26 protein-coding genes are annotated in these 25,274 nt (G+C 69.7%); 19 read left to right on the top strand and 7 right to left on the bottom strand.

Going from position 1 to position 25,274, the window contains the following annotated elements:
* The first annotated feature begins 1 nt into the window (after position 1).
* From ACOJUJ_RS16615 to ACOJUJ_RS16590, 6 genes are all read left to right on the top strand, one after another.
* Complete coding sequence (locus ACOJUJ_RS16615) at positions 2–988, top strand: 3-oxoacyl-ACP synthase III family protein (protein ID WP_420128016.1); 987 nt, start codon at positions 2–4, stop codon at positions 986–988.
* 169 nt (positions 989–1,157) lie between these two features.
* Positions 1,158–1,580 carry a hypothetical protein gene (locus tag ACOJUJ_RS16610; protein WP_420128015.1) on the top strand — a complete coding sequence of 141 codons (423 nt, stop codon included), beginning with the start codon at positions 1,158–1,160 and terminating at the stop codon, positions 1,578–1,580.
* Positions 1,577–2,218, top strand: coding sequence for a class I SAM-dependent methyltransferase (locus tag ACOJUJ_RS16605; RefSeq protein WP_420128014.1), 642 nt, complete (start codon positions 1,577–1,579; stop codon positions 2,216–2,218). The genes ACOJUJ_RS16610 and ACOJUJ_RS16605 overlap by 4 nt, the downstream gene beginning before the upstream one ends.
* A gap of 5 nt (positions 2,219–2,223) precedes the next feature.
* Positions 2,224–2,760 carry a hypothetical protein gene (locus tag ACOJUJ_RS16600; protein WP_420128013.1) on the top strand — a complete coding sequence of 179 codons (537 nt, stop codon included), beginning with the start codon at positions 2,224–2,226 and terminating at the stop codon, positions 2,758–2,760.
* 34 nt (positions 2,761–2,794) lie between these two features.
* Positions 2,795–3,331, top strand: coding sequence for a hypothetical protein (locus ACOJUJ_RS16595; protein WP_420128012.1), 537 nt, complete (start codon positions 2,795–2,797; stop codon positions 3,329–3,331).
* Positions 3,331–3,879: an RNA 2'-phosphotransferase gene (locus ACOJUJ_RS16590; RefSeq protein ID WP_420128011.1), complete on the top strand. Its 549-nt coding sequence runs from the start codon at positions 3,331–3,333 to the stop codon at positions 3,877–3,879. The genes ACOJUJ_RS16595 and ACOJUJ_RS16590 overlap by 1 nt, the downstream gene beginning before the upstream one ends.
* Before the next feature lie 149 nt (positions 3,880–4,028).
* Here ACOJUJ_RS16590 and ACOJUJ_RS16585 read toward each other — a convergent pair whose 3' ends face one another.
* A complete protein-coding gene (locus ACOJUJ_RS16585; RefSeq protein WP_420128010.1) occupies positions 4,029–4,463 on the bottom strand; it encodes an OsmC family protein in 435 nt (144 codons plus the stop codon).
* A gap of 70 nt (positions 4,464–4,533) precedes the next feature.
* Positions 4,534–4,719, bottom strand: a complete 186-nt coding sequence (locus tag ACOJUJ_RS16580; RefSeq protein ID WP_420128009.1) for a hypothetical protein — start codon at positions 4,717–4,719, stop codon at positions 4,534–4,536.
* Between the two features lie 425 nt (positions 4,720–5,144).
* Here ACOJUJ_RS16580 and ACOJUJ_RS16575 point away from each other — a divergent pair, with 425 nt between their 5' ends.
* A complete protein-coding gene (locus tag ACOJUJ_RS16575; protein ID WP_420128008.1) occupies positions 5,145–7,559 on the top strand; it encodes a hypothetical protein in 2,415 nt (804 codons plus the stop codon).
* A 456-nt stretch (positions 7,560–8,015) separates the two neighbouring features.
* Here the strand turns inward: ACOJUJ_RS16575 and ACOJUJ_RS16570 are convergent, their stop codons facing one another.
* On the bottom strand, positions 8,016–8,852 hold the full coding sequence (locus tag ACOJUJ_RS16570; RefSeq protein WP_420128007.1) for an inositol monophosphatase family protein: 837 nt from the start codon (positions 8,850–8,852) through the stop codon (positions 8,016–8,018).
* A gap of 206 nt (positions 8,853–9,058) precedes the next feature.
* Here ACOJUJ_RS16570 and ACOJUJ_RS16565 point away from each other — a divergent pair, with 206 nt between their 5' ends.
* The 5 genes from ACOJUJ_RS16565 to ACOJUJ_RS16545 all read left to right on the top strand — a co-directional run bounded on the left by ACOJUJ_RS16565 (position 9,059) and on the right by ACOJUJ_RS16545 (position 14,445).
* Positions 9,059–10,645, top strand: a complete 1,587-nt coding sequence (locus ACOJUJ_RS16565; protein ID WP_420128006.1) for a peptide MFS transporter — start codon at positions 9,059–9,061, stop codon at positions 10,643–10,645.
* A gap of 457 nt (positions 10,646–11,102) precedes the next feature.
* Positions 11,103–11,312 (top strand): hypothetical protein, encoded by a 210-nt coding sequence (locus tag ACOJUJ_RS16560; RefSeq protein WP_420128005.1) that lies wholly within the window; start codon positions 11,103–11,105, stop codon positions 11,310–11,312.
* Between the two features lie 73 nt (positions 11,313–11,385).
* The gene (locus ACOJUJ_RS16555; RefSeq protein ID WP_420128004.1) at positions 11,386–12,516 is read left to right on the top strand and encodes an alpha/beta hydrolase; all 1,131 of its coding nucleotides are present in this window, start codon (positions 11,386–11,388) and stop codon (positions 12,514–12,516) included.
* A gap of 510 nt (positions 12,517–13,026) precedes the next feature.
* Positions 13,027–13,395 (top strand): GntR family transcriptional regulator, encoded by a 369-nt coding sequence (locus ACOJUJ_RS16550; RefSeq protein ID WP_420128003.1) that lies wholly within the window; start codon positions 13,027–13,029, stop codon positions 13,393–13,395.
* A 21-nt stretch (positions 13,396–13,416) separates the two neighbouring features.
* Positions 13,417–14,445 carry a slipin family protein gene (locus tag ACOJUJ_RS16545; protein ID WP_420128002.1) on the top strand — a complete coding sequence of 343 codons (1,029 nt, stop codon included), beginning with the start codon at positions 13,417–13,419 and terminating at the stop codon, positions 14,443–14,445.
* A 78-nt stretch (positions 14,446–14,523) separates the two neighbouring features.
* On the opposite strand, the gene ACOJUJ_RS16540 is transcribed toward ACOJUJ_RS16545, so the two are convergent.
* Positions 14,524–15,156, bottom strand: a complete 633-nt coding sequence (locus tag ACOJUJ_RS16540) for an NYN domain-containing protein (protein ID WP_420128001.1) — start codon at positions 15,154–15,156, stop codon at positions 14,524–14,526.
* Between the two features lie 233 nt (positions 15,157–15,389).
* On the opposite strand from ACOJUJ_RS16540, the gene ACOJUJ_RS16535 reads away from it, so the two are divergent.
* From ACOJUJ_RS16535 to ACOJUJ_RS16520, 4 genes are all read left to right on the top strand, one after another.
* Positions 15,390–16,259, top strand: a complete 870-nt coding sequence (locus ACOJUJ_RS16535; protein WP_420128000.1) for an alpha/beta fold hydrolase — start codon at positions 15,390–15,392, stop codon at positions 16,257–16,259.
* A 50-nt stretch (positions 16,260–16,309) separates the two neighbouring features.
* Positions 16,310–16,897, top strand: coding sequence for a diacylglycerol/polyprenol kinase family protein (locus ACOJUJ_RS16530; RefSeq protein ID WP_420127999.1), 588 nt, complete (start codon positions 16,310–16,312; stop codon positions 16,895–16,897).
* Positions 16,898–17,002: 105 nt separating this feature from the next.
* Positions 17,003–17,143 carry a hypothetical protein gene (locus ACOJUJ_RS16525; protein WP_420128024.1) on the top strand — a complete coding sequence of 47 codons (141 nt, stop codon included), beginning with the start codon at positions 17,003–17,005 and terminating at the stop codon, positions 17,141–17,143.
* Positions 17,144–17,154: 11 nt separating this feature from the next.
* The gene (locus tag ACOJUJ_RS16520) at positions 17,155–17,349 is read left to right on the top strand and encodes a DUF4440 domain-containing protein (RefSeq protein ID WP_420128023.1); all 195 of its coding nucleotides are present in this window, start codon (positions 17,155–17,157) and stop codon (positions 17,347–17,349) included.
* Positions 17,350–17,619: 270 nt separating this feature from the next.
* Here ACOJUJ_RS16520 and ACOJUJ_RS16515 read toward each other — a convergent pair whose 3' ends face one another.
* Positions 17,620–18,048 (bottom strand): DUF1622 domain-containing protein, encoded by a 429-nt coding sequence (locus ACOJUJ_RS16515; RefSeq protein ID WP_420127998.1) that lies wholly within the window; start codon positions 18,046–18,048, stop codon positions 17,620–17,622.
* Positions 18,049–18,165: 117 nt separating this feature from the next.
* On the opposite strand from ACOJUJ_RS16515, the gene ACOJUJ_RS16510 reads away from it, so the two are divergent.
* From ACOJUJ_RS16510 to ACOJUJ_RS16500, 3 genes are all read left to right on the top strand, one after another.
* Entirely contained in the window at positions 18,166–20,532 is a 2,367-nt protein-coding gene (locus tag ACOJUJ_RS16510) for a transglycosylase SLT domain-containing protein (RefSeq protein WP_420127997.1), read from the top strand.
* A gap of 208 nt (positions 20,533–20,740) precedes the next feature.
* Positions 20,741–21,484, top strand: coding sequence for a hypothetical protein (locus tag ACOJUJ_RS16505; protein ID WP_420127996.1), 744 nt, complete (start codon positions 20,741–20,743; stop codon positions 21,482–21,484).
* A 38-nt stretch (positions 21,485–21,522) separates the two neighbouring features.
* Complete coding sequence (locus tag ACOJUJ_RS16500; protein ID WP_420127995.1) at positions 21,523–21,807, top strand: DUF427 domain-containing protein; 285 nt, start codon at positions 21,523–21,525, stop codon at positions 21,805–21,807.
* A gap of 428 nt (positions 21,808–22,235) precedes the next feature.
* Here ACOJUJ_RS16500 and ACOJUJ_RS16495 read toward each other — a convergent pair whose 3' ends face one another.
* Positions 22,236–23,633, bottom strand: a complete 1,398-nt coding sequence (locus ACOJUJ_RS16495) for a S8/S53 family peptidase (protein ID WP_420127994.1) — start codon at positions 23,631–23,633, stop codon at positions 22,236–22,238.
* Between the two features lie 287 nt (positions 23,634–23,920).
* Positions 23,921–25,189, bottom strand: a complete 1,269-nt coding sequence (locus ACOJUJ_RS16490) for a P1 family peptidase (protein WP_420127993.1) — start codon at positions 25,187–25,189, stop codon at positions 23,921–23,923.
* Positions 25,190–25,274 lie beyond the last annotated feature (85 nt).

Here is a 25,274-nt window from a genome sequence, read left to right as displayed (position 1 = left end):
GGTGGCGGCGGATTCCGTCGTCCGCCTGGCCGGCACGGGGGCGTACCTTCCCGCGCGGGTGCTGGGGAACGCGGAGCTGGCGGCGCTGGCCGGCGTAACGGAGGAGTGGATCGTCCGCCGCACCGGCATCCTCCAGCGGCGCCTGGCCGCGGACGACGAGGGCGCCGCCGTCCTTTCCTGGCACGCCGCACGCGCCGCCCTGGCGGATGCCGGAATGGATGCGGCGTCCATCGGCGTCATCATCGTCGCCACCACCACGCCGGACCACCTTACGCCGCCCACCGCGTGCGAGCTGCAGGCCAACCTGGGCGCGTGGGGCGCCGCCTGCTTTGACGTAGAGGCGGGGTTCGCGGGGTGGATCTACGCGCTGGTGCTGGCGGATTCGCTGCTGCGCGCCGGGCGCGGCGACGCGGCGCTGGTCGTGGGCGTGGAGAAGCTGTCGACGGTCACGGACCGCGCGGATCCGTCCACCGGCCCGCTGTTCGGGGACGGCGCGGGGGCGGTGGTGCTGGCGCGGGGGGCGGGGCCGCGCGCGGTGCGGTCGCTCTCGTGGTGGGCGGACGGGCGGCTGGCGGACGCGCTCAAGCGCCCCGGCGGCGGCTCCGTGCGCCCCTTCGACGCGCGAGTGCTGGAGGAGCGCTCGCACCTGCTGCGGATGGAGGGGACCAAGCTCTTCAAGGCCGCTGTGCGGACGATGGCGCAGCAGGCCGCCGCCGCGCTGGACGCCGCCGGGCTCACGCTGGACGACGTGGGCCTGATCGTTCCCCACCAGGCCAACCTGCGCATCATCGAGGGCCTGATCCGGGAGCTGTCGCTGGACCCGGGGCGCGTGTACGTCAACATCGACCGCTTTGGCAACACCGGCGCGGCCACCGTTCCCATCGCCCTGGACGAGGCCCTGCGCGCCGGCCATGGGAAGGACGGCCGCCCTATCCTCCTCGTCTCCTTTGGCGCCGGTGCCACCGCCGGCGCCGCCGTGCTGGGCTGACGCGCTCCCGGAGTGCATCGTGCGTCCCATCTCTCTCGCCGCCCTCGCTCTCTGCGCCGCGTGTGCGGGCCTGTCAGCCGTCTCGTATTCCACCGCGGAGCGGCATCCCTCGGCCCATCCACCGGCTGAATCCAGGCTCCTGCGGCTGTGCTATGTGGCGGACGGCCACGTGCGGGTGATCTTCGTTCCTTGGAAGCCGGGGACAGGGGACACCCTCTCGACTGATTCGCTCCCTGTTTCCACGCTCGCGCCGGTCACGAGCGTGTACGCGTCCGCCGCCGAGTGGTACGTAAACAACGAGCCGATTACCGTTGGCGGTCGCCCCTATCGCCGGAACGGTCTGCCGCACGTAGTCGGTGACGGTGACGTCGTCAAGGTCGGTGAGTTTCGCGGCGTCGGCGTGTATGCCGAGGTGGCGGATACGGCTGTGGTGAGAGTGTACCTTCCGACGCGGCCCGGATGCGAGTTCCAGCCGTACGTGGACGTGGATTCGATGCTTGCATTCGATCGATGGGCGGCGCATCCGGAAGTGGCGACTGATGCATTCGATCACCACCGTTCGCCATCATCCCGATCCGCTCCGTCCACGTGAACCCGCCCATCCAGCCGGTCCCGCCCTCCGCCGCGCTGCGCGAGGCGTTCGGCGACATCGACATTTACCTGTTCGACCAGCTGCTGCGCGGGCGCTTTGACGGCGTGCGGACGGTGCTGGACGCGGGGTGCGGCGGCGGGCGCAACCTGGTCTGGCTGCTGCGCGCCGGCTTCGACGTGCACGCGGTGGATCGCGAAGCCGGCGCGGTGGAGCGGGTGCGGCGGATGGCGGCCCAGCTTGCGCCCGCGCTGCCGCCCGAGAACTTTCGCGTGGCGGAGGTAGATGCGCTGCCCTTCGCCGACGCCTCGTTCGACGTCGTGATCAGCAGCGCCGTGCTGCACTTTGCCGCGGACCCGGCGCACTTCGGGCGGATGGTGGACGAGATGTGGCGGGTGCTGCGGCCCGGCGGGCTGCTGTTTGCGCGGCTGGCCAGCAGCATCGGCATCGAGGCGCGGGTGCGGCCGACGGGTGAGGGGCGCTACCGCCTGCCGGACGGCTCGGAGCGGTTCCTGGTGGACGAGGCCGGGCTGCTGGCGCGCACCGAGGCGCTGGGCGGCGTGCTGCTGGACCCCATCAAGACCACCAACGTGCAGAACCTGCGCGCAATGACCACCTGGGTGGTGCGCAAACCGGGTTGACCGCCATGGAGCAGACGCGCCCACGACGCCTGTCGCGCTGGATGCCGGAGGCGACGGTCCACACGATCTCGCCGCAAGCGTTCTGGATCGGCTGCGCCTTGCTTCTGGCCCTCACGGGGGTGGTGCTGTATCGATCCGTCTCGCTGCGGTACGCGCTGGCGTTGCTCGTGCCCGTGTTCGCCATCCAGGCGGCGTTGCGGCAACGGCGCATGCGGCGGCTGGCCGCGGAGCGCCAGGGCGAAAGCATCTGCACCTTCGCGCGCGCCCTGGACCCGCGGTCGGTCGATCCGTGGATCATCCGCGCCGTCCACGACCAGCTGCAGCCCTACGCCCGCGTCGACGGGATGCTGGTGCCGCTGCGCCCCACGGACCGCCTGTACGAGGAGCTCGGCCTGGACGACGACGAACTGGACGACGTGGCGCGCGACATCGCGGAGAGTACGGGACGCACGCTGGAGGGCGCGGAGCGCAACCCGGTGCGCACCGTGTTCACCGTGGGTGACCTGGTCCGCTTCTTCGCGCACCAGCCCCTCGCCTCGTGAGCCACGAAACGAGGGATAAAGGCGGAGGCGGAAGATGTGGAAAGCGGGAGACCTGTGGATTCCGCCGGAGAAGCGGAGAATCTACCGGGAGGATCGAGGGATCGGCTATCCGCGCAAGCGCTTCCGCCACGCGCGGCGCTACTACCGCAAGCTGCGGCGCGAGGCGGAATCCGACCGCATCCCCAGCGATGGCCAGGGGTGGTTTGACATGTGGCACACGCACCCGGACTGGCGCGGCGACGGCAATCGCGGCGGCGGCCATCGGCGCCGGCACCTGGCGGCGGGCTTTACCATCTTCGAGCGCTACCTGGCCCAGGCCGCGCGGATCGGCGAGCCCATGCAGGTGTTCATGAGCATCGACGCACTGGACTCGTCACATGACGCGGTGTGGGTGCACACGCCCAATCCCAACCGCGAGAATTTTCCGTTCCGCTTCGAGGGCACCGAGTGGAACGTGGAGCCGCCCGTTATCCTGCGCGAGTTTCTGCATGGACGTCCCTGGCAGCTGGGCCGCGCCAAGGGCTCGCCGGGCTTCTACTGGGTGCGGCACATCAACAAGGATGATGCGTGATGGATGCGTCGCTGGTGCGGATGAGCAAGTTTCTCAGCAAGGTGTTGCGGCACGACCCCGGGTCCGTGGGGCTGCGGCTGGACGAGGCGGGGTGGGTGGATGTGGATGATCTGCTCGCCGCCGCCGCGCGGGCCGGGGTGCCGCTGGACCGACCTACGCTGGAGCGCGTAATCGCCGAGAACGACAAGAAGCGATTCGCGCTGAGCGACGACGGCGTACGCATCCGCGCCAGCCAGGGCCACTCCGTATCCGTGGAGCTGGGGCTGACGCCGCTGGAGCCGCCCGAGGTCCTGTTTCACGGCACCGCCGACCGCAACCTGGAATCCATCCGCGCGCAGGGTCTGGTCCCCGGCCGCCGCACCCACGTGCACCTTTCCGCCGACGAGGCCACGGCGGTGAACGTGGGCAGGCGGCACGGGCGGCCGGTGGTGCTGCGCGTGCAGTCGGGCGAGCTGCACCGCGCCGGTCACCCCTTCTTCCGCAGCGACAACGGCGTCTGGCTCACCGCCGCCGTCCCGCCCGGGCACATCCACTTCCCCGCCGGCTGATCCGGAATCCGAGAAATCGCAGGTTTCACGCGGAGACGCGTGAGATCCGTTCTTCTACGGACTCGCGATAAAGATTGGGGGTCGGCGAGATCGAACTCCGTTGACTCCGTTAACTCCGTGTGAGGCGTTCTTTTTCTCCTCCGCCCAAATCACTCTCCGCCGGACGGAGGCGAGATCTCGATCTCCCAGCTGGTGCGGATGTCCGGCGCCAGCGACGCCGCGACGGAGCAGTACTTGTCGAACGAAAGCTGCACCGCGCGCTCCACGTGCTCGCGCGGCGAGTCGGTGGATACGCGATAGGTCAGATGCAGGTCCGTGAGCCGCCGCGGAGGCTCCGCCGCTCGCGAAAAGCGTACGGACACGCTGGCGGCCGTGGGCGGCGTGCGGCGCTTTTCCAGGTAGTCCACCACGTCGATGGCGCTGCACGATGCAAGGCTCACCACCAGCGCGTCCACCGGGCTGGGCGAGCTCTCCCGCTTGCCATCCACCAGCAGCGTGGGCCCGCCCGCCGGCCCGCCGCGCCAGCGCATCTCGCCCTCCCACTGCACCTCGATCGGGTACTCCACGGGCACTCCGTCCGGCATCGTTCCCTCCCAAGTCAAAAGCCCGCCCCGGTGTGGGGCGGGCGCTGCATTCGTCCGCCGTGCGCTTGCGTCAGTAGCGCGGCGGCGGCGGATCGCGCGGTTTGGTGCGGTTGGTGGCGCTGATGATTCCGATGCCGATCATCACGATCACCCCCACCGCAATCCACGTCGTAGGCACACCCAGCAGGCTGGCCGCGATCGCCAGACCGATGACCAGCACGATAAAACCGATCAGGAACGTTGCGAAAGACGACATGCGATCTCTCCGGGCTCGGGTTCTTCCCCGCTTCGATGCAGAAGCGGTGCCGGAATGGACGGAGCGTCGGATCCGGGAACGTGCCGCCGTCCCGACTCCATCGTTGAACGATCCGCGGATTGACGCCGCTTGCACGGAAATCTTACACCGAATCCGGAAAAACACATCGGAAGGTACAGAGGAACCGGGAACAGCCAGAGGAACAGAGGTGATCCGCATTCAATCCTCTGTTCCTCTGGCTGTTCTCTGTTCCTCTGTATCCTGACCTCTGTTTTCAGTAGTCCGACTTGAGGTGAGGTGTTTTGCCGGATTCGGTATCAGGAAACAGCACGAGAAAAAATCTGTTGACTCTGTTGAACCTGTGTGAGGCCTGTTCTTTTGCCGGTCCGCCGAACGTCTTCAACCCCCGCAACCGCCACCCCTTGGTGAATCAGCACCATGCGGATAAATTCACCGTCTCCCTCCGCCACCACGCCGCCGCTTTTCGCATCGTCCCCACGCAGATGAAGCACATTCGCCGCCTCGGGGCGCTGTTCGCGCTCGCGTCCGCAGCAGCCTGCGCCGACCAGCCGGGCGCCTTTGACCCATCCACCATCCCCGCGCCCGAGCCGCCGCTGGCGGCGCTGCAGTGCACCGTCACCATCGCGCGCGGCGAAATGCGCTGCGGCGCGGCGGCTTCCACCGGTGGCGCCATGGGCGACCTGATGGTGGGCGGACAGGGCACCTACGTGCAGCTTCGCTCCGCCAACGCGCGCTACGACACGGCCAACCAGGTGTTCTCCATCGACGTGACGATGCAGAACCTGCTGGGCCAGCCCGTGGGTACGGAGGACGGCACGACGCCCAGCGGCATCCGCATCTTCTTCTACACCCCGCCGGCCGCCAGCGTGGGCAACGGCACCGTGGAGGTGAACAACCCCGACGGCACCGGCATCTTTACCGAGGCCGGACAGCCGTACTTTCTGTACCCCGAGATCCTGGCCGCGTACGAGCGCACCGCGCCCAAGCCGTGGAAGTGGAACGTAGGACCCGAGGTGGAGTCGTTCAACTTCCAGGTCTACGTTTCCGCGCGCGTGCCCAACGAGCAGGGCGTGCTGCGCGGGACGCGCGAGCAGGGCGACGTGGTGTCGCGCGACATCTACACCATCTGGGGCACCGGGCCCAATGACATCTGGGCGGCCGGCGGCGGGGTGATGATGTACAACAACGGCACGCGCTGGGTGGTGATCCCCGGCGAATGGGCCGGCGTGACGGGCATCCACGGCACCGCCACGGACGACGTGTGGGCGGTGGGCGGCAACTACGGCGAGATCAACCACTTCGACGGTCGGCGGTGGAGCAAGGTCCCCGTCATCAACGAGAACTGGAACGGCGTCTGGGCACAGGCCCGCGACAACGTCTACGTTACCGGCGGCGCCTTCGGAAACACCCTGCGGTGGAACGGCACGGGGTGGGAGACGGTGTTCGGGGCCGTGAAGGGGCGCAGCTTCAGCGGCGTGTGGGGCTTTGGCGAGGACGACGTGTTCGTGGCGGGCGGATGGTGGAACGTGGCGCAGCAGCGCACGGACGGATGGGTGTGGCACTGGGACGGCGCCGCGTGGGACAGCACGGCCGTGGACGGGCAGATCAGCGCCATCTGGGGCACGTCGCACAACGACGTGTACGCCGTGGGCGGCGGCGGGCGCATCCACCACTACGACGGCACCGCGTGGAGCCGCGTGGACGGCGGCGTGACCACGTACGGGCTGCGCGACGTCTGGGGCACGGGGCCCGACGACGTGTGGGCCGTGGGCGGCGGATACCACCTGGGCGGACCCGAGGCCACCGTGCTGCACTACGACGGCACCTCGTGGACGGAGGTGCAGACGGGCGGCCCCGCGACGGCCGCCGCAGTCTACGCGCCCAACCCCGACAAGGTGTACGTGGTCGGCTACCGGGGGATGATCCACAAGCGCTCCGGCGGCCACTGGGTCGCGGAGACCACCGGCCAGCACTCGCTGATCAGCGGCGTGGCACCGGTCTCGGAGCGCGACGTCATCACCGTGCAGTGCGACGGGGTGCGGCGGCAGACCGGCCCGGGCCAGTCCTGGCAGACGCTCTACACCACACCCCAGTTCAGCTGTCTGGAAAAGGTGTGGATCACCCCCGGCGCGTCGCAGATCTTCGCGGTGGGCTCCGGAATCTCGGGAGAAAGCATGCTCCCGTACGCGCAAGGGCTGGTGGTGCGCTGGGACGGCAGCCAGTGGACCCGCACCTGGATTCCGGACGTGCAGTACCTGACCGGCGTGTGGGGGCTGGATTCCACGCACGTCTACGCGGTGGGCTACGGAAACAACCAGGGGCAGCAGGTGCCGCGCGCCTTTGTGTGGGACGGAGCCGCCTGGACGGAGATGGTGATCCCCGCGGAGATGGGCGGCGGCCAGCTGTACGGTGTGTGGGCCAGCTCGCCGGACGACGTGTGGGTGGTGGGCACCATGGTGCTGCGCTGGAATGGCATCTGGTGGAGCCGGCAGTACGTGCACGAGTGGAGCGACAACTTCCGCGACGTGTGGGGCAGCGGGCCCGACAACGTGTTCCTGGCGGGCGGCCGCGTGGCGCACTGGAACGGCACCGCGTGGAGCAGCTTCTATCCGCGCAACAACTACCAGGGGCTGGGGGTGTGGGGAAGCGGGCCCGACGACGTCTACGTGGTGGGCAGCCAGACCCTGCACTACAACGGCAGCACGTGGACCGAAGCCAACATCGAGACCGCCAGCAACCTCCACGACATCGTGGGCCTGGGTCCGCGCCACGTGTGGGCGGTGGGCGAAGGCGGCGCCATCATGCGCGGCCGGCGCTGACCTTCCGCGGCGCGCCGCTATAAGCATCAGAGGACGCGGAGGTGGATTCGATCCATCTCCGCGTCCTCATTCCGTTCCGCCTCCCCTTGGCCATGGAGTTCGCGGACGGTTCTCCAGATCGCGCATCAGGTGGTGCGATCGACACCCGTCCATGCGCTCCGGAGATCATCCGCCGATCCGCATGCCTTCCCCCCAAAAAACGCGGATGGCCCCCTGCCGCATTCCGTCCACTACCCGTTCCCGAAGCTCTTACCAAAGATCACGCCTCGTCGACATCCCCCATCTGCACCCGACACCAGGAATCCGGCTTCCTGCCGCGAGGTCCGGGAAAACGCTACGAACAAACTCTGTTGACCCTGTTGACTCTGTGTGAGGCCCATTCTTTTGTCTCACACCGCGAACCCGGAGGAAACGGCACGAGAAAACTCCGTTGACTCCGTTGACTCCGTGTGAGGCCTATTCCCCTGGCGCCTCGCCACCGGTGCCGAGGCGCGGCAGGTGCTTTGCCGCGAGCGCGTCCAGCCAGCCGTGGATGCCGCCGTTGGTGGCCAGCACGCGGCCGGTGTGCAGCGGCGGATCCGCGTCGCCCGGCCAGCCGGTCACGAGTCCGCCCGCTTCGTGGACGAGGAGCATCCCCGCCGCCACGTCCCACGGCGCCAGGCCGATCTCGAAGAACCCGTCCACCCGCCCCGCCGCCACGAACGCCAGGTCCAGCGCCGCGCTGCCGGCACGCCGCACGTCGCGCGAGCCGCGGATGGCGTCGGCGACCAGGAGCATGTAGGCGTCCAGCTCGCCCTTGCCGCGCTTGAAGGGAAAGCCCGTCGCCAGCAGCGCGCGGGTGGGATCGTCCGTCTCGGTGACGCGGATCCGCGCGCCGTTCATCCAGGCGCCGCCGCCGCGGGTGGCGCGGTACACCTCGCCCAGCAGCGGCGCGTGGATCACCCCCGCCGCCAGCCCCTCGTCGTCCGCGAAGCCGATGCTCACGCAGACGAACGGGTGCCCGTGGATGAAGTTGGTGGTCCCGTCGATGGGGTCCACGTACCAGCGCCGCCCCGCGTGCACCCGCTCGGACGAAAGCTCCTCACCGATGATGCGGTCGCCGGGAAAGCGGGCGCGGATCACGTGGGCGATGGTGCGCTCGGCCGCCTCGTCCACTGCGGTAACGAGGTCCGCGCGCCCCTTTTCGCGCACCTCTTCGGCGCCGCCGCGGCCCAGGATCAGGGCGGCCGCGGCCGAGGCGGCCTGCAGCGCGGTTTCAAGCTCGGGCGCGAACGGCGCCGTGTCATCCGTCATCCGGAACTCCGGTCGTCCGCCGGCGGTACGCAGAGCGCCCAATGCGCCGCCCCACGCGGCGGTGGCGCGGGGCCGCGGCAACCTGTACATTGCGCCGTCCGCACGCAAGAAAACCCGTAACACACTCGCAGCCACCACCGCGGCTTCCTGCCGCGGACGCGTGCATCCATGCGCGCGCCGGCCAACCCCGACCCTTTTCGACCCGCATGAGCAAGCACCCCTCCCAGGCGTACGCAGGCGGCGGCGGAATCCCGCACGCGGCTTCGCAGGACACCGGCTTTTTTGGCCACCCGCGCGGCCTGTCCACGCTGTTCTTTACCGAGATGTGGGAGCGCTTCTCGTACTACGGGCTGCGCCCCCTGCTGGTGCTGTTCATGGCGGCGTCGCTGGCCCAGGGCGGCTTTGGCTTCGACCGCGGGCAGGCGTCGGCCATCGTGGGCATCTACGGGTCGCTGGTGTACCTGGCCTCGCTTCCCGGCGGGTGGGTGGCCGACCGGCTGCTGGGGCTGCGGCGCGCCATCTGGTGGGGCGCCGTGCTCATCACCGCCGGCCACTTTTCCATCGGCCTTTCCGGCCTCGCGGGGCAGGGGACGGCGGGCAAGGTGTGCTTTTTCCTGGGCCTGCTGCTCATCGTCTGCGGTACCGGGCTCCTCAAGCCCAACATCAGCGCCATCGTGGGCGACCTGTACCCCGAGGGCGGCGCCCGGCGCGACGCGGGCTTCTCCATCTTCTACATGGGCATCAATCTGGGCGCCTTCGCGGGCCAGCTGATCACCGGCTTTCTGGGTGAGCGCATCGGCTGGCACTGGGGGTTCACCGCGGCGGGCGTGGGCATGCTGGCCGGCCTGGTCATCTACACCCTGCGCGCCCCGGGCACCCTGGGCGACCTGGGCTCCAAGCCCACGCTGCACCCCGACCCCGCCGTGCAGGCGCGGCAGGAGGGGCAGATCAAGATGGTGCTGATGGGGATCGCCGCCGTCATCGCGCTGGTCTTCATCCTGGCGGCGCTGGGGATGATCTCGCTGGACGCGCAGGTCATCGGCGGATACATGACGTTCGTGCTGGTGGGGACGGCGGTGGTCTACTTCGCCTACATCTTCATGTTCGGCGAGCTGGACGGGGGCGAAAAGAAGCGGGTGGCGGTGATCGTGGTGCTGTTCGTGTTCGCGGCCATCTTCTGGTCGGCGTTCGAGCAGGCGCCCACCTCGCTGAACCTGTTCGCGGCCGACTTTACCGACCGCACCATCGGCGGCTTCGAGATGCCCGCCACCTGGTTCCAGTCCATCAACTCCGCCTTCGTCATCCTGCTGGCGCCCGTGTTCGCGGCGCTGTGGGTCACGCTGGCCCGCAACCGCGGCGACCTGAGCAGCCCGGCCAAGTTCTCCGCCGGCCTGTTCTTCGCCGGCCTGGGCTTTCTCCTCATGATCTTCGCCGCCAACAAGGTGGTGGCCGGGGGCGGCAACGTGCTGGTTTCGCCCTGGTGGCTGGTGGGCAGCTACTTCTTCCAGACCGTCGGAGAGCTGTGCCTTAGCCCGGTGGGTCTTAGCTCCATGACCAAGCTGTCCCCCCGCAAGTTCGTGGGGCAGATGATGGGGATCTGGTTCCTGGCGTCGTCGGTGGGCACGCTGATCGGCGGCCTGGTGGGCGGCCACGTGGACCCGGAGAAGCTGGACCAGATGCCGCGGCTGTTCACCACCACCACGCTGTCGCTGATGATCGCCGCCGCCGTGCTGGCCGCCCTCATCGTCCCCATCCGCCGCATGATGCAGGAGCGCCCGGCGGCGAGCTCCTGAGGCTGGGTTTCGGTGTTTGGGAAAGCGCCGCGCGCCCGGTCGGGTGCGCGGCGCTTCTTCGTGAACGGGTGAACGGGCCGGGAAGGGCGAATAAATTCGCGGCAACAACCACACGAAATCCGCCTTCGCGGATTGGCGGGCCGCGGGGTAATGACAGCTGGGTGCACGTGGAGAGCTCATCTGACGGATTGATCCCCTGCCCGGCATCATCATCACCTGGTTACCTTGTCCCGTCACCCGCTCACCCGCTCACCCGCTCACCCGCTCACCCGCTCACCCGCTCACCCGCTCACCCGTTCACCCGTTCACCCGTTCACCCGTTCACCCGTTCACCCGTTCACCCGTTCACCCGTTCACCCGTTCACCCGTTCACCCGTTCACCCGTTCACCTGTCCCCGGCACGGCCTGAAATCCGCAGTGTACGGGGCGGGAGGATCCATCGAGACGGAGAACGGAGATGATGACGGACGACGAGATCGGAGAGCGCATCCGCGACCGCGGGCTGGAGGAGGACTACATCCGCGAGCTGATGGCCACGCTGGGCTTTGACCCCGCGGACGGGTTCACCATGGAAGGGATCGAGGCGCTGGACAACGCGCCCATGGAAACCCGCCGCAAAGCCGCCTTGCGCACCCTGGCGCTGGGCGAGGACCACGAGGGGGAGTAGGCGGATTGCCGCGCGCCCCGGCGGCGCGCTATCCTCACCCTCCCGCGTATCCGCCGCCCCGCATTCCGCACCCATGCGTCCGCACCGCCTGCTTGCCGCGCTGACCGTGCTCTGCGCGGCGTGCGCATCCGCCCCGCCCGCCGCCACACCTTCCGCTTTCACTCAGGCGGTCGCCGACACCGGCACCATTGGCGGCGCGCCGTACCGCATCGAGATACCGGCGGGATGGAACGGCGGGCTGGTGATGTACGCGCACGGCTACGAGATCGCGGGCACGCCTTTCGAGCCGCTGGCGCCGCGCCACGCGCAGTTCCGCGAGGCGTTCACCTCGCGCGGGTTTGCGTTCGCGCAGTCGTGGTACCGCGCGCAGGGCTGGGCGGTGCGCGAGGGGATCGACGACACCGAGGCGCTGCGCCGCCACTTCATCCGCCGCTACGGCCGGCCCGACAGCACCTTTGTCACAGGCCACTCCATGGGCGGCCTGATCGCCCTGGCCACCATCGAGGGGCGCCCGGCGGAGTACCAGGGCGCGCTCCCGCTGTGCGGCGTGTTGAGTCCCACGCTGGAATGGATGCGGACGATGTTCGACCTGCTGGTCTCGTTCGACTACCTGTATCCCGGCGTGCTGACGCAGTCCCCGCGCGGGCTGGTGGATCTTCCCGCCGCGCCGGCGCCGGAGCGCGACCCCATCGCAGCCGCCGTGCGTGCGGACCCGGAGCGCGCGGAGGCGCTGGCGCGGCGCTTCGCCCTGCATCCCCGCAGCATCCCGGGCCTGGTGTGGTTCTACGCCGCCATCTTCCGTGAGGTGGAGGAGCGCGCCGGCGGCAATCCGTTCGACAACCGCGGCACCGTGTACCGCGGCCTGGGCAACGACACCGCCAGCGCCCGCGGTGTCCGCCGCTACGCCGCCCGTCCCGCCGCGGTGGAGTACCTGCGCTCGCGCTACACGCCGACGGGGCGCATCGCGGATCCCGTGCTTGCCGTCCACACCACCTACGACGCCGCGGTGGCGCCCGAGCAGATGGACCGCTACCGCACCATCGTCCAGCTTGCGCGTACGGAGAATCGCTTTGCCGCCGCGTACGTGGTCGGCGACGGACACTGCGCCTTTACCCCCGCGCAGGTGGGCACCGCCTTTGACGCCCTGCGCGCCTGGGCCGCCACCGGCCGGCGTCCGGCGGAGGGGGAGTTGGTGGTGCAGTAGCGGCTCCGGACCGTGAGGGTGCCGCAGGCCCGCAAGGGCGAATCAATTCGCTGCAACAACCACACAAAGTCCACCTGCGTGGACTCGGCGGCCCGGCGGTTTGCGGCGTTCCAGGCACCTGCGCGTCCGCAACCGGGACAGCGGCCTGCACTGTGGCGTGTCGAAGCGCGCGGCACTCGCGGGTACAGTCCGCGAGGGCGGACTTCGCGATTTTCCAGCGGCGAATTCATTCGCTCTTGTCGCGGATTCGGCGGCCTGACTGCGTGCGGCATCCCAGGCACCTGCGTGTCCGCAACCGGAGGCGACCTCGCATCGATCCGCCACGTCCACCTCATCATCTCCCACTCTCCGGGCCCCACCAGTCTGCGGGGCGGACTTCGTGTGGTTGTTGCGGCGAATTGATTCGTCTTTGCCGAGGCTGATGTGACGCGGTCCTTCCCCCCACGCCTTGACTCAGGCGCGCGGAACCGGCATCCCTTCATCACGCAGACGTCCCCGCATCGCAACCGCATGTTCCACATCGATCCGTCCGACCCCACGCCCGCCGAGGCGCAGATCGTTCGCACCGTGCGCTCGGCGCTGGGGGCGGGGCTGCTGATCCCTGGCCAGCCCATGCCCACCGTGCGGCAGCTGGCGGTGGACCTGCGCGTGGGCGCCAACGCCGTCGCCCGCGCCTACGCCGAGCTGGAGCGGCAGCAGGTACTCGAAACCGTGGGCGGGGTTGGCACCGTAGTGAGAGCGTCGCCCGAGTCCATTCGCCGCGAAGAGCTGTACGACGAGCTGTGCGCCCTGGAAGACACCTTCCTGCGCCAGGCGGCGGAGCTGGGGTTCTCGATGGACGACGTGATCATTCACCTGGACAGCCGGCGCACGCCGTAACCCGCAAGGAGCGCATTTTCCATGGCAACCGACCTGGTTCCCTTCAAGACGTCCAGCACCGGGATTGTCTCGCCCGAGAACAAGGCGCCGCGCGGCAACGTGCTGGCTACGCTGGCCGCCGTGGGCCCCACCGCCGCGGGGATCGCCACCGCCGCGGCCACGGGGAGTGTCGCGGCGGCGCTGGTGGGCGCGGCCATCGGCGCGGTGGCCATGTTCTCCCCCAAGATCGCCAACCAGTGGGAACGCGCGGTCGTCCTCAAGTTCGGCCGCTACGTGGGGATGCAGGGCCCCGGCGTGTTCTGGGTGATCCCCGGCGTGCACACCGTGGCCGCGTGGATCGACCAGCGCACCGTCACCACGCCCTTTGCCGCCGAGCAGACGCTTACCAGCGACGCGGTGCCGGTAAACGTGGACGCGGTGCTGTTCTGGACCGTGTACGACCCCGAAAAGGCCGCGCTGGAGGTGCAGGACTACCGGCAGGCCGTCAGCTGGGCCGCGCAGACCGCGCTGCGCGACATCATCGGCCGCACCTCGCTTACCGAGCTGCTGCGCGGGCGGTTGCACATCGAAAAGGAGCTGCAGGCGCTGATCGACGAGCGCACCACCCCGTGGGGCGTGAGCGTGCATTCCGTGGAGATGCGCGACGTGGTGATCCCCGCGTCGCTGCAGGACGCCATGTCGCGCGAGGCGCAGGCCGCGCGCGAAAAGCAGGCGCGCATCATCCTGGGCGAGGCCGAGGTGGAGATCGCGAAGCTGTTCGAACAGGCGGCGCAGCCCTACCAGGCCAACCCGGTGGCCCTGCAGCTGCGGCAGATGAACATCCTGTACGAAGGCCTCAAGCAGAAGGGCGGGATGATGGTGGTCCCCAGCACCATGGTGGAGTCCATGGGTCCCGCCGGCGTGATGGCCGCCACCTCGATGATGCAGCAGAACCAGCAGACCCAGGCGCAGGCCGAACGGCTTCCCCCGGCTTCGAGCAACGGCCAGCCGGACGACGACACGCCCCTGCGCGTGATCCCCGACCTTCCCGTTTTTGGCGGCGACTCCTGACGCTCCGCCGACCCAACGAACGAACCCGCCCCGGCAGCCTGCCGGGGCGGGTTCGTCGTTCATGGTGCTGCACCAAGATCAAGCCGCGCGGTTCTCGCGCTCCACGGGCCAACCCAGCAGCTCCGGCATCATGTCGTCCAGGTGCACGTGTTCCCAGCAGGCGTTCCGCAGCTCCATGGCCTGCCCGCGGAACCATGCGTGCGTGATCTGCTTTGCCCGGTTGCCCAGGAACTCCACCGCGGGGACGTGGTCCGCATCCGCCGCGATCAGGATGGCGCGGTCGTAGTGCCCGTCCAGCCCAAAGCGGATCAGGTCCGTCGCCAGCGCCGTGTCGATCCCCTTTTCCACCGTTCGCTCAATGGGCAGCTGGCAGTGTGGGCAGGTGGAGATGGGCCGGTGGCAGCCCGGATTGGGGCAGCGCGAAGGGCTGCGAGGGGCCCGCTCCTTCAGGATCACGTCGTAGCCGGTGAACCCGTCCATCACGTTGAAGAACCGCCGCAGCTTCTGATCGGTCGGCCCGCCGTTGTGTGATGCGTAGACGTGTGTGCCGGCGTACACCGCGTCGTCCGCGATGCGCCGCACCAGCACGGTGGGCAGCTGCGGCCACCACGGGATGCGCACCAGCTGCCTGCTGCCGCGCCGCGCGTGGAACTCGTTCCACGACAGCTGAAAGTTCCAGAAGTCGATGAAGATCCTTACGCGAGTAGGCATAAGGAGCGAGGTGAAGGGTGAGACAAAAAAACGGGGAGCCGAAGCTCCCCGGGGCTGTAATGCTCACCCAGTACTACAGGCGAGGGGTGTAACTGAACGAAGTATACAACCCCTCAACCCTCGCGTCAAGGGTCCCGATCACGCGATTCAATCACCCGCCGGAGCTACACGCGTGGGCCCCGTCGTTGCTTCTGGTTGTCGGTGTGAGAGCGGACACACGACGTGGAGGGCGGATGAAAACGGCGGCGGAGCAGGCGGGGTGGGCGCACCACGAGGAGCGGATCAACGGCGTGCGGCTGCACTGGGTGGAGGCGGGCGATGGGCCGCCGGTGGTGCTGCTGCACGGGTTCCCCGAGTTCTGGTGGGGATGGCGACGGCAGATCCAGCCGCTGGCGGACGCCGGCTTTCGCGTGATCGCGCCGGACCTGCGCGGCTACAACCTGTCGGAAAAGCCGCGCGGCGTGGCGGCGTACCGCATCCAGGCGCTGGTGGCGGACGTGGCGGCGCTCATCCGCCACACCGGCGCGGACCGGGCGCACGTGGTGGGGCACGACTGGGGCGGCATTGTCGCGTGGTGGCTGGCGATGACGGCGCCGGAGCGCGTGGACCGGCTGGCGATCCTGAACGCGCCGCATCCCAGGGCGTTCGGGCGAGAGATCCGCACGCCGGACCAGATGCGCCGCTCGTGGTACGCCATGGCCTTTCAGCTGCCCGTCCTGCCGGAGCTGGCGATCCGCGCCAGGAACTTCGCGCTGCTGGAGGCCGTGTTTCGCGCGGAGTCCGTGCGCCCCGGCGCGTTCACGGACGACGACATCCGCCGCTACAAGGAAGCGGCCGCGCGGCCGGGGGCGCTGACCGCGATGATCAACTACTACCGCGCCGCCGGCCGCTCGCCGCGTCCGGAGACGCGCATCATCCCGCATCCCACGCTGCTTGTCTGGGGCGAGCGCGACCAGGCGCTGCGGGTGCAGCTTACGTGCGGGCTGGAGGAATGGGTGCCCAACATCCGCATCGAATGCCTGCCGGAGGCCAGCCACTGGGTGGCCGCGGAGTTCCCGGAAAAGGTGGCGGAACTGCTCACCGGCTTCCTTCGCGCCCCGTGAGCGCCTAGCTTGGCGCACATGCATTCCGACCTCCCGATCCGCCGCCGCGGATGAAGCGCGAGCTGGCCCGCAAGGCGATCCACGTTTCGTCCACGGCGGTGCCGCTGCTGGTGTGGCTGCTGCCGCACCGCGTCGCCATCGCGCTGCTGGTGCCGGTGGCGCTGCTGGCGCTGACGATCGATTTCGCCCGCCACCGCATCCGCCCGTTCCGCTACCACTTTCTGCGCCACACCCGCACCATGCTGCGCCCGCACGAGCGGCGCGGGCTGGCGGGCGCCACGTGGATGGCGATTGCCTACGCCGCGGCGGCCGTGCTCTTTCCCAAGCCCGTCGCCGTGGCGGCCATGCTGTTCAACGGTCTGGGCGACGCGGCGGCGGCCCTTGTCGGCAAGCGGTGGGGGCGGCACCGCACGGCGTGGGGCAAAAGCTGGGAAGGCTTTGCCGCGGGGCTGGCGGTGGATCTGGCGATCGGCGTGGGGGCGTGGGTGCTCGCGCCGGGGACGGTGCCGCTGGCGGCGGGGGTGATGGGAGCCCTGATCGCGGCGACGGTGGAGTTCGCGCCGCTGCCGCTGGACGACAACCTGCGCGTGACACTCGCCGGCGGGGCGGGGATGATGCTGGGATTGAGCCTGTTCTAGCCGTCGAACAATCCGCCGGGCTCCCGCCGTCCTACGGGCGGCACAAGACGGGGGGTCGCGGCGCCGATCGGCATCCGCCAGGCATCGACCGCACCAACGCCCGCCTTGTCGCGACCTGTCGTCGCGGGAGACGCGGCGGCCGCGGAACTCGTTGCGGACGACGCGGTGCTGATGCTGAACGGCGTACCGCAGGTCCGGGGCAAGGCGGCCATCCAGCAGGCGCTGGCCGGCTTCTTCCCGCGGTAAAGTACCGGAGCATCGTGGCGAACGTGCAGGTGATGCAGTTCTTTGGCGATTACGCGTTGGAGACGGGGACCACCGTGATGACGCACGATGCCGGCGGGCAGACGGTGACGAACCACGGAAAGTACCTGGTCGCGTGGCAGCGCCAGCCCGGCGGCCAGTGGAAGATCTACCGCGACGTCCGCAACGTCAGCGTCGCCGCGCAGTAATCCGGCGACGGATCGCCCGGCTGCGGACGCGCAGGCGCCAGGAGCGCGCTCCACAGCCGGGCCGCCGAGTCCACGAAGGTGGACTTTGTGCAGTTGTAGCGGCGAATTTATTCGCTCCTGCAGGCGGCCGGCACGTGACCAGTTCAGATTCTCAATGAGCATCATTCGCTCACGTTGGGATGCGCGCGGCGTACCTAGCGGTTCGTAAACGCGTCTGATGCACTTCTCCCCCTCGCCCGGCGCAGTTTGCTGGGGACTGGCCGGGGCGACCTACACCGTCGCGCTGGCGTCGCGCGGGCCTCCCTCCCTCTCCGCGCTTTTCCACGGCAGCTTTCCTTCGATCTCCACTTCCAGCGAAAAGCTCAGGAAGGTGCGGATGAGGACGATAAGGCCCAGCACGCCCAGGTTGCGGAACGTGGGCTCGATGGCGACGGTGCCGATGATGTCGGCGATCACCAGGAACTCCAGCCCCAGCAGGATTCCACGGCCAAGATTGCGCCGGTAGGCCTTGTACGCGGGGGCGAACGTCCCTTCTCGGCGCCAGTCCAGAAACAGCAGCCCGGTGGCGACGATGGCGGTGAGCACCAGCATCAGCACCCCGCCGATCTCCACCGCCAGTGCCACGCCGTGCACCGCCCGCTCCACGATCTCCGGCTTTCCCGCGGCCTGAATCATCCCCTGCTCCTTATCCGTCGTCATCCCCCTGAATCCCCGTGCCCGAAGACGGCAACCCCGGTGCCGTTTCCCGCTATTCCCTATTCCCTGTTCCCTATTCCCTGAGTTCGGAGGCACACGATTCGCAGCCAGCACGCGGCGATGATGACGCAACGCAACCAGATTCTCGTCGCCGCCGGGGTGGTGCTGGTGCCCGTGCTGGTGTGGGCCGCCACCCGCCTGGGCGAGCCCGACACGCCCGCCGAGCGCCCCCGCGCGCCCGCGGCCGCCGCCACCGCGCTGGTGCGCGGCCCCCAGCTTCCCGAAGACGTCGCGCGCCTGCTGGCGCAGGAGCGTAACTGGCGCGCCGCGCGCCGGCTGCGCGAGCTCACCACGCCACAGAGCGATCCCGAGCTGCTGCTGGTGGCCGCCAAGGCCGAGGCGGCGTGGGGCGGGTGGGAGAACGTCTTTGACCTGCTGGGCGACAAGCCGTGGCTGGACCGCACCGGCGGCGGCGATGGCTGGTACCTGCTGGGCCGCGCGTGGGAGCACTCGAACCAGTGGGAGCGCGCGGCGCAGGCGTACGGCAAGTACGTGTCGCTGCGTGCGGATACGGGGAGCGCGCAGCACCGCGGCGAGCGGGCGGTAGGCCAGCTTCGCCACGCGCTGGCGCTGCTGCGCGCGGGACGCGAGGACGAGGGCGTGCGGGCACTGGACCACGCGCGTGAACGGATTCCGGCCGTGGGAGGGTGGATCGCCACGCTGGCGGCCGAGGCGCTGGCCGAGCGTGGCGACACGGCCCGCGTCCGCGCATTTCTGGCGGCGGAGGAGGACGAGCTGCCGGTGCCCGCCCGCGCCCGCGCCGCGCGGCTCAAGGCGCACCTGGCCGCGCGCGACGTGGCCGGCGCCCGTGCGCTGGCGCTGGCGTTCGCGCGGGAAACGGAGGTGCCGGCGGAGCGGGCCGCGCTGGACGTGGCCGCCGCTCAGGCCATGCTGCAGCTGCGCGACACCGCCGGCGCCCGCCAGGCGCTGCGCGCCGCCCTGGCCGCGTCGCCGTCGGTGGATGCGGCGCGGCTGCTGAACGGCCTGGGCGGATTGAACGCCAACGATCGCCTGGCCATCGCCACCGTGTACGATCGCGCCGGCAACAAGCAGCGCGCGGTGGACGGCTATCGCGCCTTTCTGGCGGCGAACCCGGGAAACCAGGACGTGCGGCTGCGGCTGGTTCGCGCGCTGTTCGCCGCCGGGCGCTACACGGACGTGGCCGCCGCCGCGTCGCCGCTGTACGGGGCGGCGCCGGCCGTGGGCGCCGAGGCCCTGTTCCTCACCGGCCGCGCGCAGTATCGCCGCGACGCGCGGACCGAGGCGCGGGCGACCTTTCTGCGCACCGCGGAGCGCTTTCCCGGCACGCCCTCCGCCGCCGAGGCGCTGTTCCTGATCGGCGACATGGCGCACGACGCGGGGGATGCGGCGGGTGCGCGCGCGGGCTACCAGCGGACGGCGGACCGCGCGCCGGGGACCGAGCGCGCGGGGTTGGCGCTCATGCGGCTGGGCGGGATGGCGATGAACGCGCGCGACTACACCGCCGCGCAGACCGCCTACGACCGCGGCCGCACCGTCCCCGCGTACTGGGCGCAGGCCACGTACTGGGCCGCCCGCGCCCGCGCCGCTCGCGGCGACGAGGAAGGTGCCGCCGCGCTGTACCGCGAGGTGCGCACGCGCGAGCCGCTTTCGTACTACGCCCTGCGCTCCGCCGAGCGGCTGAAGCAGCCGTTCTGGCCGGTTCCCCTGACGGATTCCGTGCCGGACCAGGCGGACGCGCGGCGCACCGTGGCGGGGTGGATGTACGCCGTCGACCTTCTCCGCGCCGCCGGCCTGGACGCGGAAGCGAAGGCGGAGGTGGAGCGGCGGGTAAAGGAGGCGGGCGAGGACCGCGCGCTGCTGTATCCGCTGGCGGAGTCCATCAACGAGCGCGGCTACACCTCGCAGGGCATCCGCATCGCGCTGGCGCTGCAGGAGCGCAAGGAGCCGGTGAGCCTGCGCTTCCTGCGCATCCTGTACCCGCTGCCCTACCGCGGCATCATCGAAGGCGAGGCGCGGCTGCGGGGGCTGGAGCCTGCGCAGGTGGCGGCGATGATCCGCCAGGAGTCGTGGTTCAACGCCACCGCCGTCTCGGGCCCCGGCGCGCGGGGGCTGATGCAGGTGATGCCGGAGACGGGGCGCGGCCTGGCCACGGGCGCCGGCATCCGCCAGTGGGACGCGGACCTGCTCTTCAACCCGGAGATCAACGTGGCGCTGGGCACGCGCTTTCTGGCGGACCAGATGCGCGCCTACGACGGCTCGCTTCCCAGTGTCTATGGCGCGTACAACGCGGGCCCAGGCCGCATCCGCACCTGGAGCCGCCTTCCCGAGTACCGCGATGAGGAGCTGTTCACCGAGCGCATCCCCTTCGCCGAAACGCGCGACTACGTCAAAATCCTCACCCGTAACACCGCCGTCTACCGCGGCCTGTACGAGTTCGCGAAGTAGGACCCCGCGCGGACGTATATCCAGGTACGGCCGCGGCTTCTCTGGACCGGGTTTCCGCCGAGCCGTACCTGTCGCGGTTCGTCACGTCCGCGGCGGCGCCGTAAACGGACCGGATGGATGATGGACGCCGGGCGCGGCCCTCCTTGCCGGGGAGCCGCGCCCCGCTCACCTTTCCCATGGGTTCCGCCCTCCCTCCGCACGTTCCGCGATGAAGAAGCCGTCCCTGGACCGCACCCTCAAGCTGCTCTGGCTGTTGATCGGCGCGCTGCTCCTGCTTTTTCTTGCCGCGGGCGGCGTGATGATCCTGTCGCAGGTGATCGGCAACGCCGGCGCGGGCGACGCGGCAGTGCAGATCGCCAGCGAGGACCGCGCACCACGGGAGGAACCGCGGGCCGTGCGCTATCCCGCGCCCCAGGCCATCCGGGGCACCTCCACGCGGCTCATTCCCGTGGAGTACGGGCGCGCATACCAGCCGGACGGGGGCGGGTACGCCTCTGGCGCGCGGTACACCAGCGAGGTGGTGGCGAACGTCATCTTTCTGGATGCGCAGGGGGCGCGGCTGCTGCTGGACCGCCCGGCCCATGTCGCGAGCATCCATTATCCGCGCACCGCACAGGATGTTCAGCGATGGATCGCCTACCAGATCGCGTTCGATGACACCAATGGTGACGCCAGGCTCGACCGGCGCGACGCCACCACGCTGTACGTGACGGACGTGGAGGGGCGAAGCCTGCGACCCGTGCTGCGCCCGCCGCTTCGCCTTCGTTCCTTCCATGCGCTGGACGCGGGGCGAATGCTGGTGTACGCGCTGGAGCCGCCACGGGGTGCCGCGGTGGACGAGGACCGCATGGGCCAGCGCGCCTTCATCTACGACGTGGCGTCGGGGCAGCTGGCGCCGTACGCGGCGCTGGATTCGGCGGCGGAGCGGGCGGGGCAGATCCTGCGGCGCTGATCATCATCATCAACCATCGAACGGAGCAGAGACGCCGAATGGCACGTGCGATATGGAACGGCGCCGTGATCGCCGAGAGCGATCAGGTGGAGGTGGTGGAGGGGAACGTGTACTTTCCCCCGCGCAGCGTGAAGCGCGAGTACCTGCAGGCGAGCGAGACGCACACCGTCTGCGGCTGGAAGGGCACCGCCAGCTACTACGACCTGGTGGTGGACGGCAAGGCCAACGCCGACGCCGCCTGGTACTATCCCGACCCCATGGCCGCCGCCGCGAACATCCGCGACCACGTGGCGTTCTGGAAGGGTGTGGAGGTGGAGCGGTAGGGAAGTGCGAAAGTGCGAAAGTGCGAAAGTGCAGGGGGGTGATCGGGTCGATGGATGACCGGTAGCGGACGCGCGGGTGCCTGGGTCGCCCGATGCAGCCGGGCCGCCGAGTCCGCGGAGGCGGACTTTGCGACGTTGTAGCGGCGAATTGATTCGCTCCTGCAGGCGGGACGGCTCGTAATTGGATCAGCATCGATCCTGATCGTTCTCTCCTGCTGACGGACAGCGTGTGCTGGATAGACGCGCGACCATCAACCGCCCGGGACGATGCCGGCGGCATGACAACAGAAGGGGCACGCCCGATCGCGTGCCCCTTCTGTTGTCCCCGAGCCAGAGCCGAAATGCGGTCTACGAAGCGCTCAACCCGTTACTTCGTACTCTCGCACTTTCGTACTTTCGTACTTTCCACACGCATTGCGTCCCGCCGGCTAGTAGCCGCGCACGGCCTTGACCGCGTTCATCAGCCCGTAGCCTTCTTCCGAGTTGCGGTTCGGATAGTATTGCGCCGTCTGCTGAAGCCGCGCGCGCACCTGGTCGCGGGTCATGGTGGGGTTGCGGCTCCACACCAGCGCCGCGATGCCGCCCGCCACCGCCGTGGCGTTGCTGCTGCCGCCCATCCCCACCACGTCGCCCGTGTAGCGACCCGTGCTGGGCACGTCCAGGTACGAGGTGAGCTCCACGTCGCTGCCGTGGTGAATGCCGCAGGGCACGCCGCCGCTGGGATAGGTAACGCCCGTCACCGCCACCACCTCGGGCATGTCGGCCGGGAAGATCACGTTGCTGTCCAGGATGCCGTCCCAGCAGCCGCTGGTGCCCGCCGCACCCATGAATATCACCTGCCGCCCGTAGTGCCAGTACTCGATCTCGTCCGACACCTGCCACAGCCAGTTGAGCGACTCCCACGCCATCACGATCACCTGCGCGCCCTGCTGGTTGGCCAGGCGCACGCTGGCCTTGGCGTCGCTGCTGTTGACCGCCGCCACGCCGCTGGCGTGACGCACGCTCACCAGGCTGCTCTTGTACGCAATGCCGCCCACGCTCTGCCCGTCCCACGGCGCGGCGATGATGCCGGCCATGCGCGTGCCGTGGCCGCAGTCGTCATAGACGGAGGCCTGCGACGAAATCCGCTGCAGGCTGAGCGTGCGGCCGGAGCTGGATCCGCTGGTGAACGTGCTGACGAACTGCCCCTGCCCCGACGAGATGCCGCTGTCGATCAGGCCGACCTTGATCCCCGCGCCGCTGCTGAGGCTCCACGCGGCCGGAATGCCCATCGCCGTGAACTTTTGCGAGTACACGTCGCCGGTGGAGGTGTACTGGCGGTCGCCCGTCCACGTGCTTCCCCAGCCGCACCCGCCGATGCCCGCGAACTGCGGCAGTTCCTGCGGGATGATGACCGGCTCCACGTAGTCCACGAACGGAAGCTTGCGGATGGCGCCAAGCGCCGCCTGGTCCGCCAGCCGCACCTCGATCACCGGAAGCAGGTCGTCTTCGGCCAGCAGCTGCACGCCGCGCTGCGCCAGCACGGCCGCGCGCCCCTGCGACTTCTGGTTGCGGTCGACCAGGATCTTGCCGCGCCACACGCCACGCGCCACCCCCGGCACCCGCAGCCCCACCGCCACGCGCCCTCCCGACGCCTGCACGTGCGTCCACAGCTCCGCGTCGCTCTTTTCGATGAACGTGCCGGGGTGCTGCTCCTGCCGGCTGGGGATCTGCTGGCCCGCGCTGGCCAGCGACGGATCCAGGTCCGGCCCGGAAGGCGTGCCGTCGGAGCAGGCGGCCAGCACGGCCAGGGCCAGCACCGAGGGGGTGATGCGACGGATGGGCATGGGCGTCCTCAGATCAACAGGGGAGAGGAACGGCGAACGAAGCCCGAGACGTCGGGACCGGCGCCGGTGAAAAGCCGCATGTTTATGGAGTTGAGCGCATGGAGAGTAACGCAACTCCCTTTCCGCCGCAAGTTATACGACATCGCGTAGGCGGATTTCGGAGGTGCGTAGTGGAGATGGACTTCACGCGAGGCGCGGAGGACAAAGAAGGGACGCCGGATCAAGTCGTTCTCCGCGTCTCTCTCCAGTTCCTCCCTCCTCCACGCGATGGTTTCCGCGGATCGGGATCAGTCGCGGATGCGGTGATGGCGGCGCATCACCTCCACCAGGCGATCGTGGGGGAGGGCGTGGACGCGAAAGCCGTCGGCGCCGGTCATGGTCTCGGCGGCCAGCATGGCGTTGAGGATCGCCTCCTCCGTGGCGTACGCCGTGGCGGAGAAGAAGGGGCTGATCTCCTCGTTGGAGAGCATCCGCAGGTCACCGATCCCCTCGGTGACCGACGCGCCGCGGTTGGCGGTGCTGAAGGCCAGAAAGATGTCGCCCGACGAGTTCTCGCCAAAGCCGCCCATCCGCCCGATGCCCAGCGACACGCGGGTCGCCATCCGCTTGAGCTGGTGCGGCAGCAGCGGCGCGTCCGTGGCCACGACCACGATGATGGAGCCCATCCCCTCGATGCGCGACGCGGGCGCCGCCGGCGGCGTGGCCGCGCCCTGGGTGCCGCCTGCTGGGCAGGCGGGAACGCCGGCCAGCCATTCGCGCGACGGTGCAAGGCCGCCGGCGATGCACGGCATCAGGTCGCGGATCTCCTCGCCCACGGGTACGCCGTCCACGCGCAGGGGGCGGCGTCCGCCGTAGTTGCACTGCACCAGCACGCCCACCGAGTAGACCGAGTCGCCCACCGTCACCCGCCGCGACGCGGTGCCAATGCCGCCCTTGAAGAAGTGGCAGATCATCCCCGTGCCGCCGCCCACGTTCCCCTCGGGCACGGCTCCGCCGCGGGCGCCGTCCAGCGCCGCGAACGCGTGCTCCGGGCGCACGTGAAAACCCAGGTCGTCGTTCAGCGCCCCGTCGAACGTTTCCGCCACCACGGGGAGGGCAAAAATGGGTGCGCGGCCGTTGCGCGACATCCAGTCGACCGTGGCGTCGCGCACCACGCCCACGCTGTGCGTGTTGGTGATGAGCACGGGCCCCTCCAGCACGCCGGATTCCTGGATCCACGTGGTGCCCGTCATCTCGCCATTGCCGTTGAGCGCGAACCACGCGGCGAACACGCTGTCCGGCCCCGTGCGTCCGCGCGGCAGAATGGCCGTTACCCCGGTGCGCACCGGCCCCTGGCCCCGCACCAGCCGCCCGTCGCCGCGGATGAGGGTCGCGTGCCCCACCTCCACCCCCGGCACGTCGGTGATGGCGTTCAGCGGCCCCGGCGTTCCCGGCAGGTGGATGCCCAGGTCCCGCGCCCGCTCCTGCGCCTCCGCGGGTGCGTGCAGGGCGAGCGATAAGGCGGCGAGGGCCAGCAGGTGCAGTATGCGGCGCGCACGCATGGGGATGGTCTTCATCGTCGGAGCAGGGCCGGGGATGGATGGATTCGCCGTGGAACAACGCCGGCAGAATAGCAAAGAGGCACGTGGTCAGCCAGCCAGG

Origin of the sequence: Longimicrobium sp. (assembly GCF_048594345.1) — a bacterium.
GTDB lineage: Bacteria > Gemmatimonadota > Gemmatimonadetes > Longimicrobiales > Longimicrobiaceae > Longimicrobium.
The sequence above is the reverse complement of the archived record's forward strand: the minus strand, read 5'-3'. Positions and strand labels throughout refer to the sequence as shown.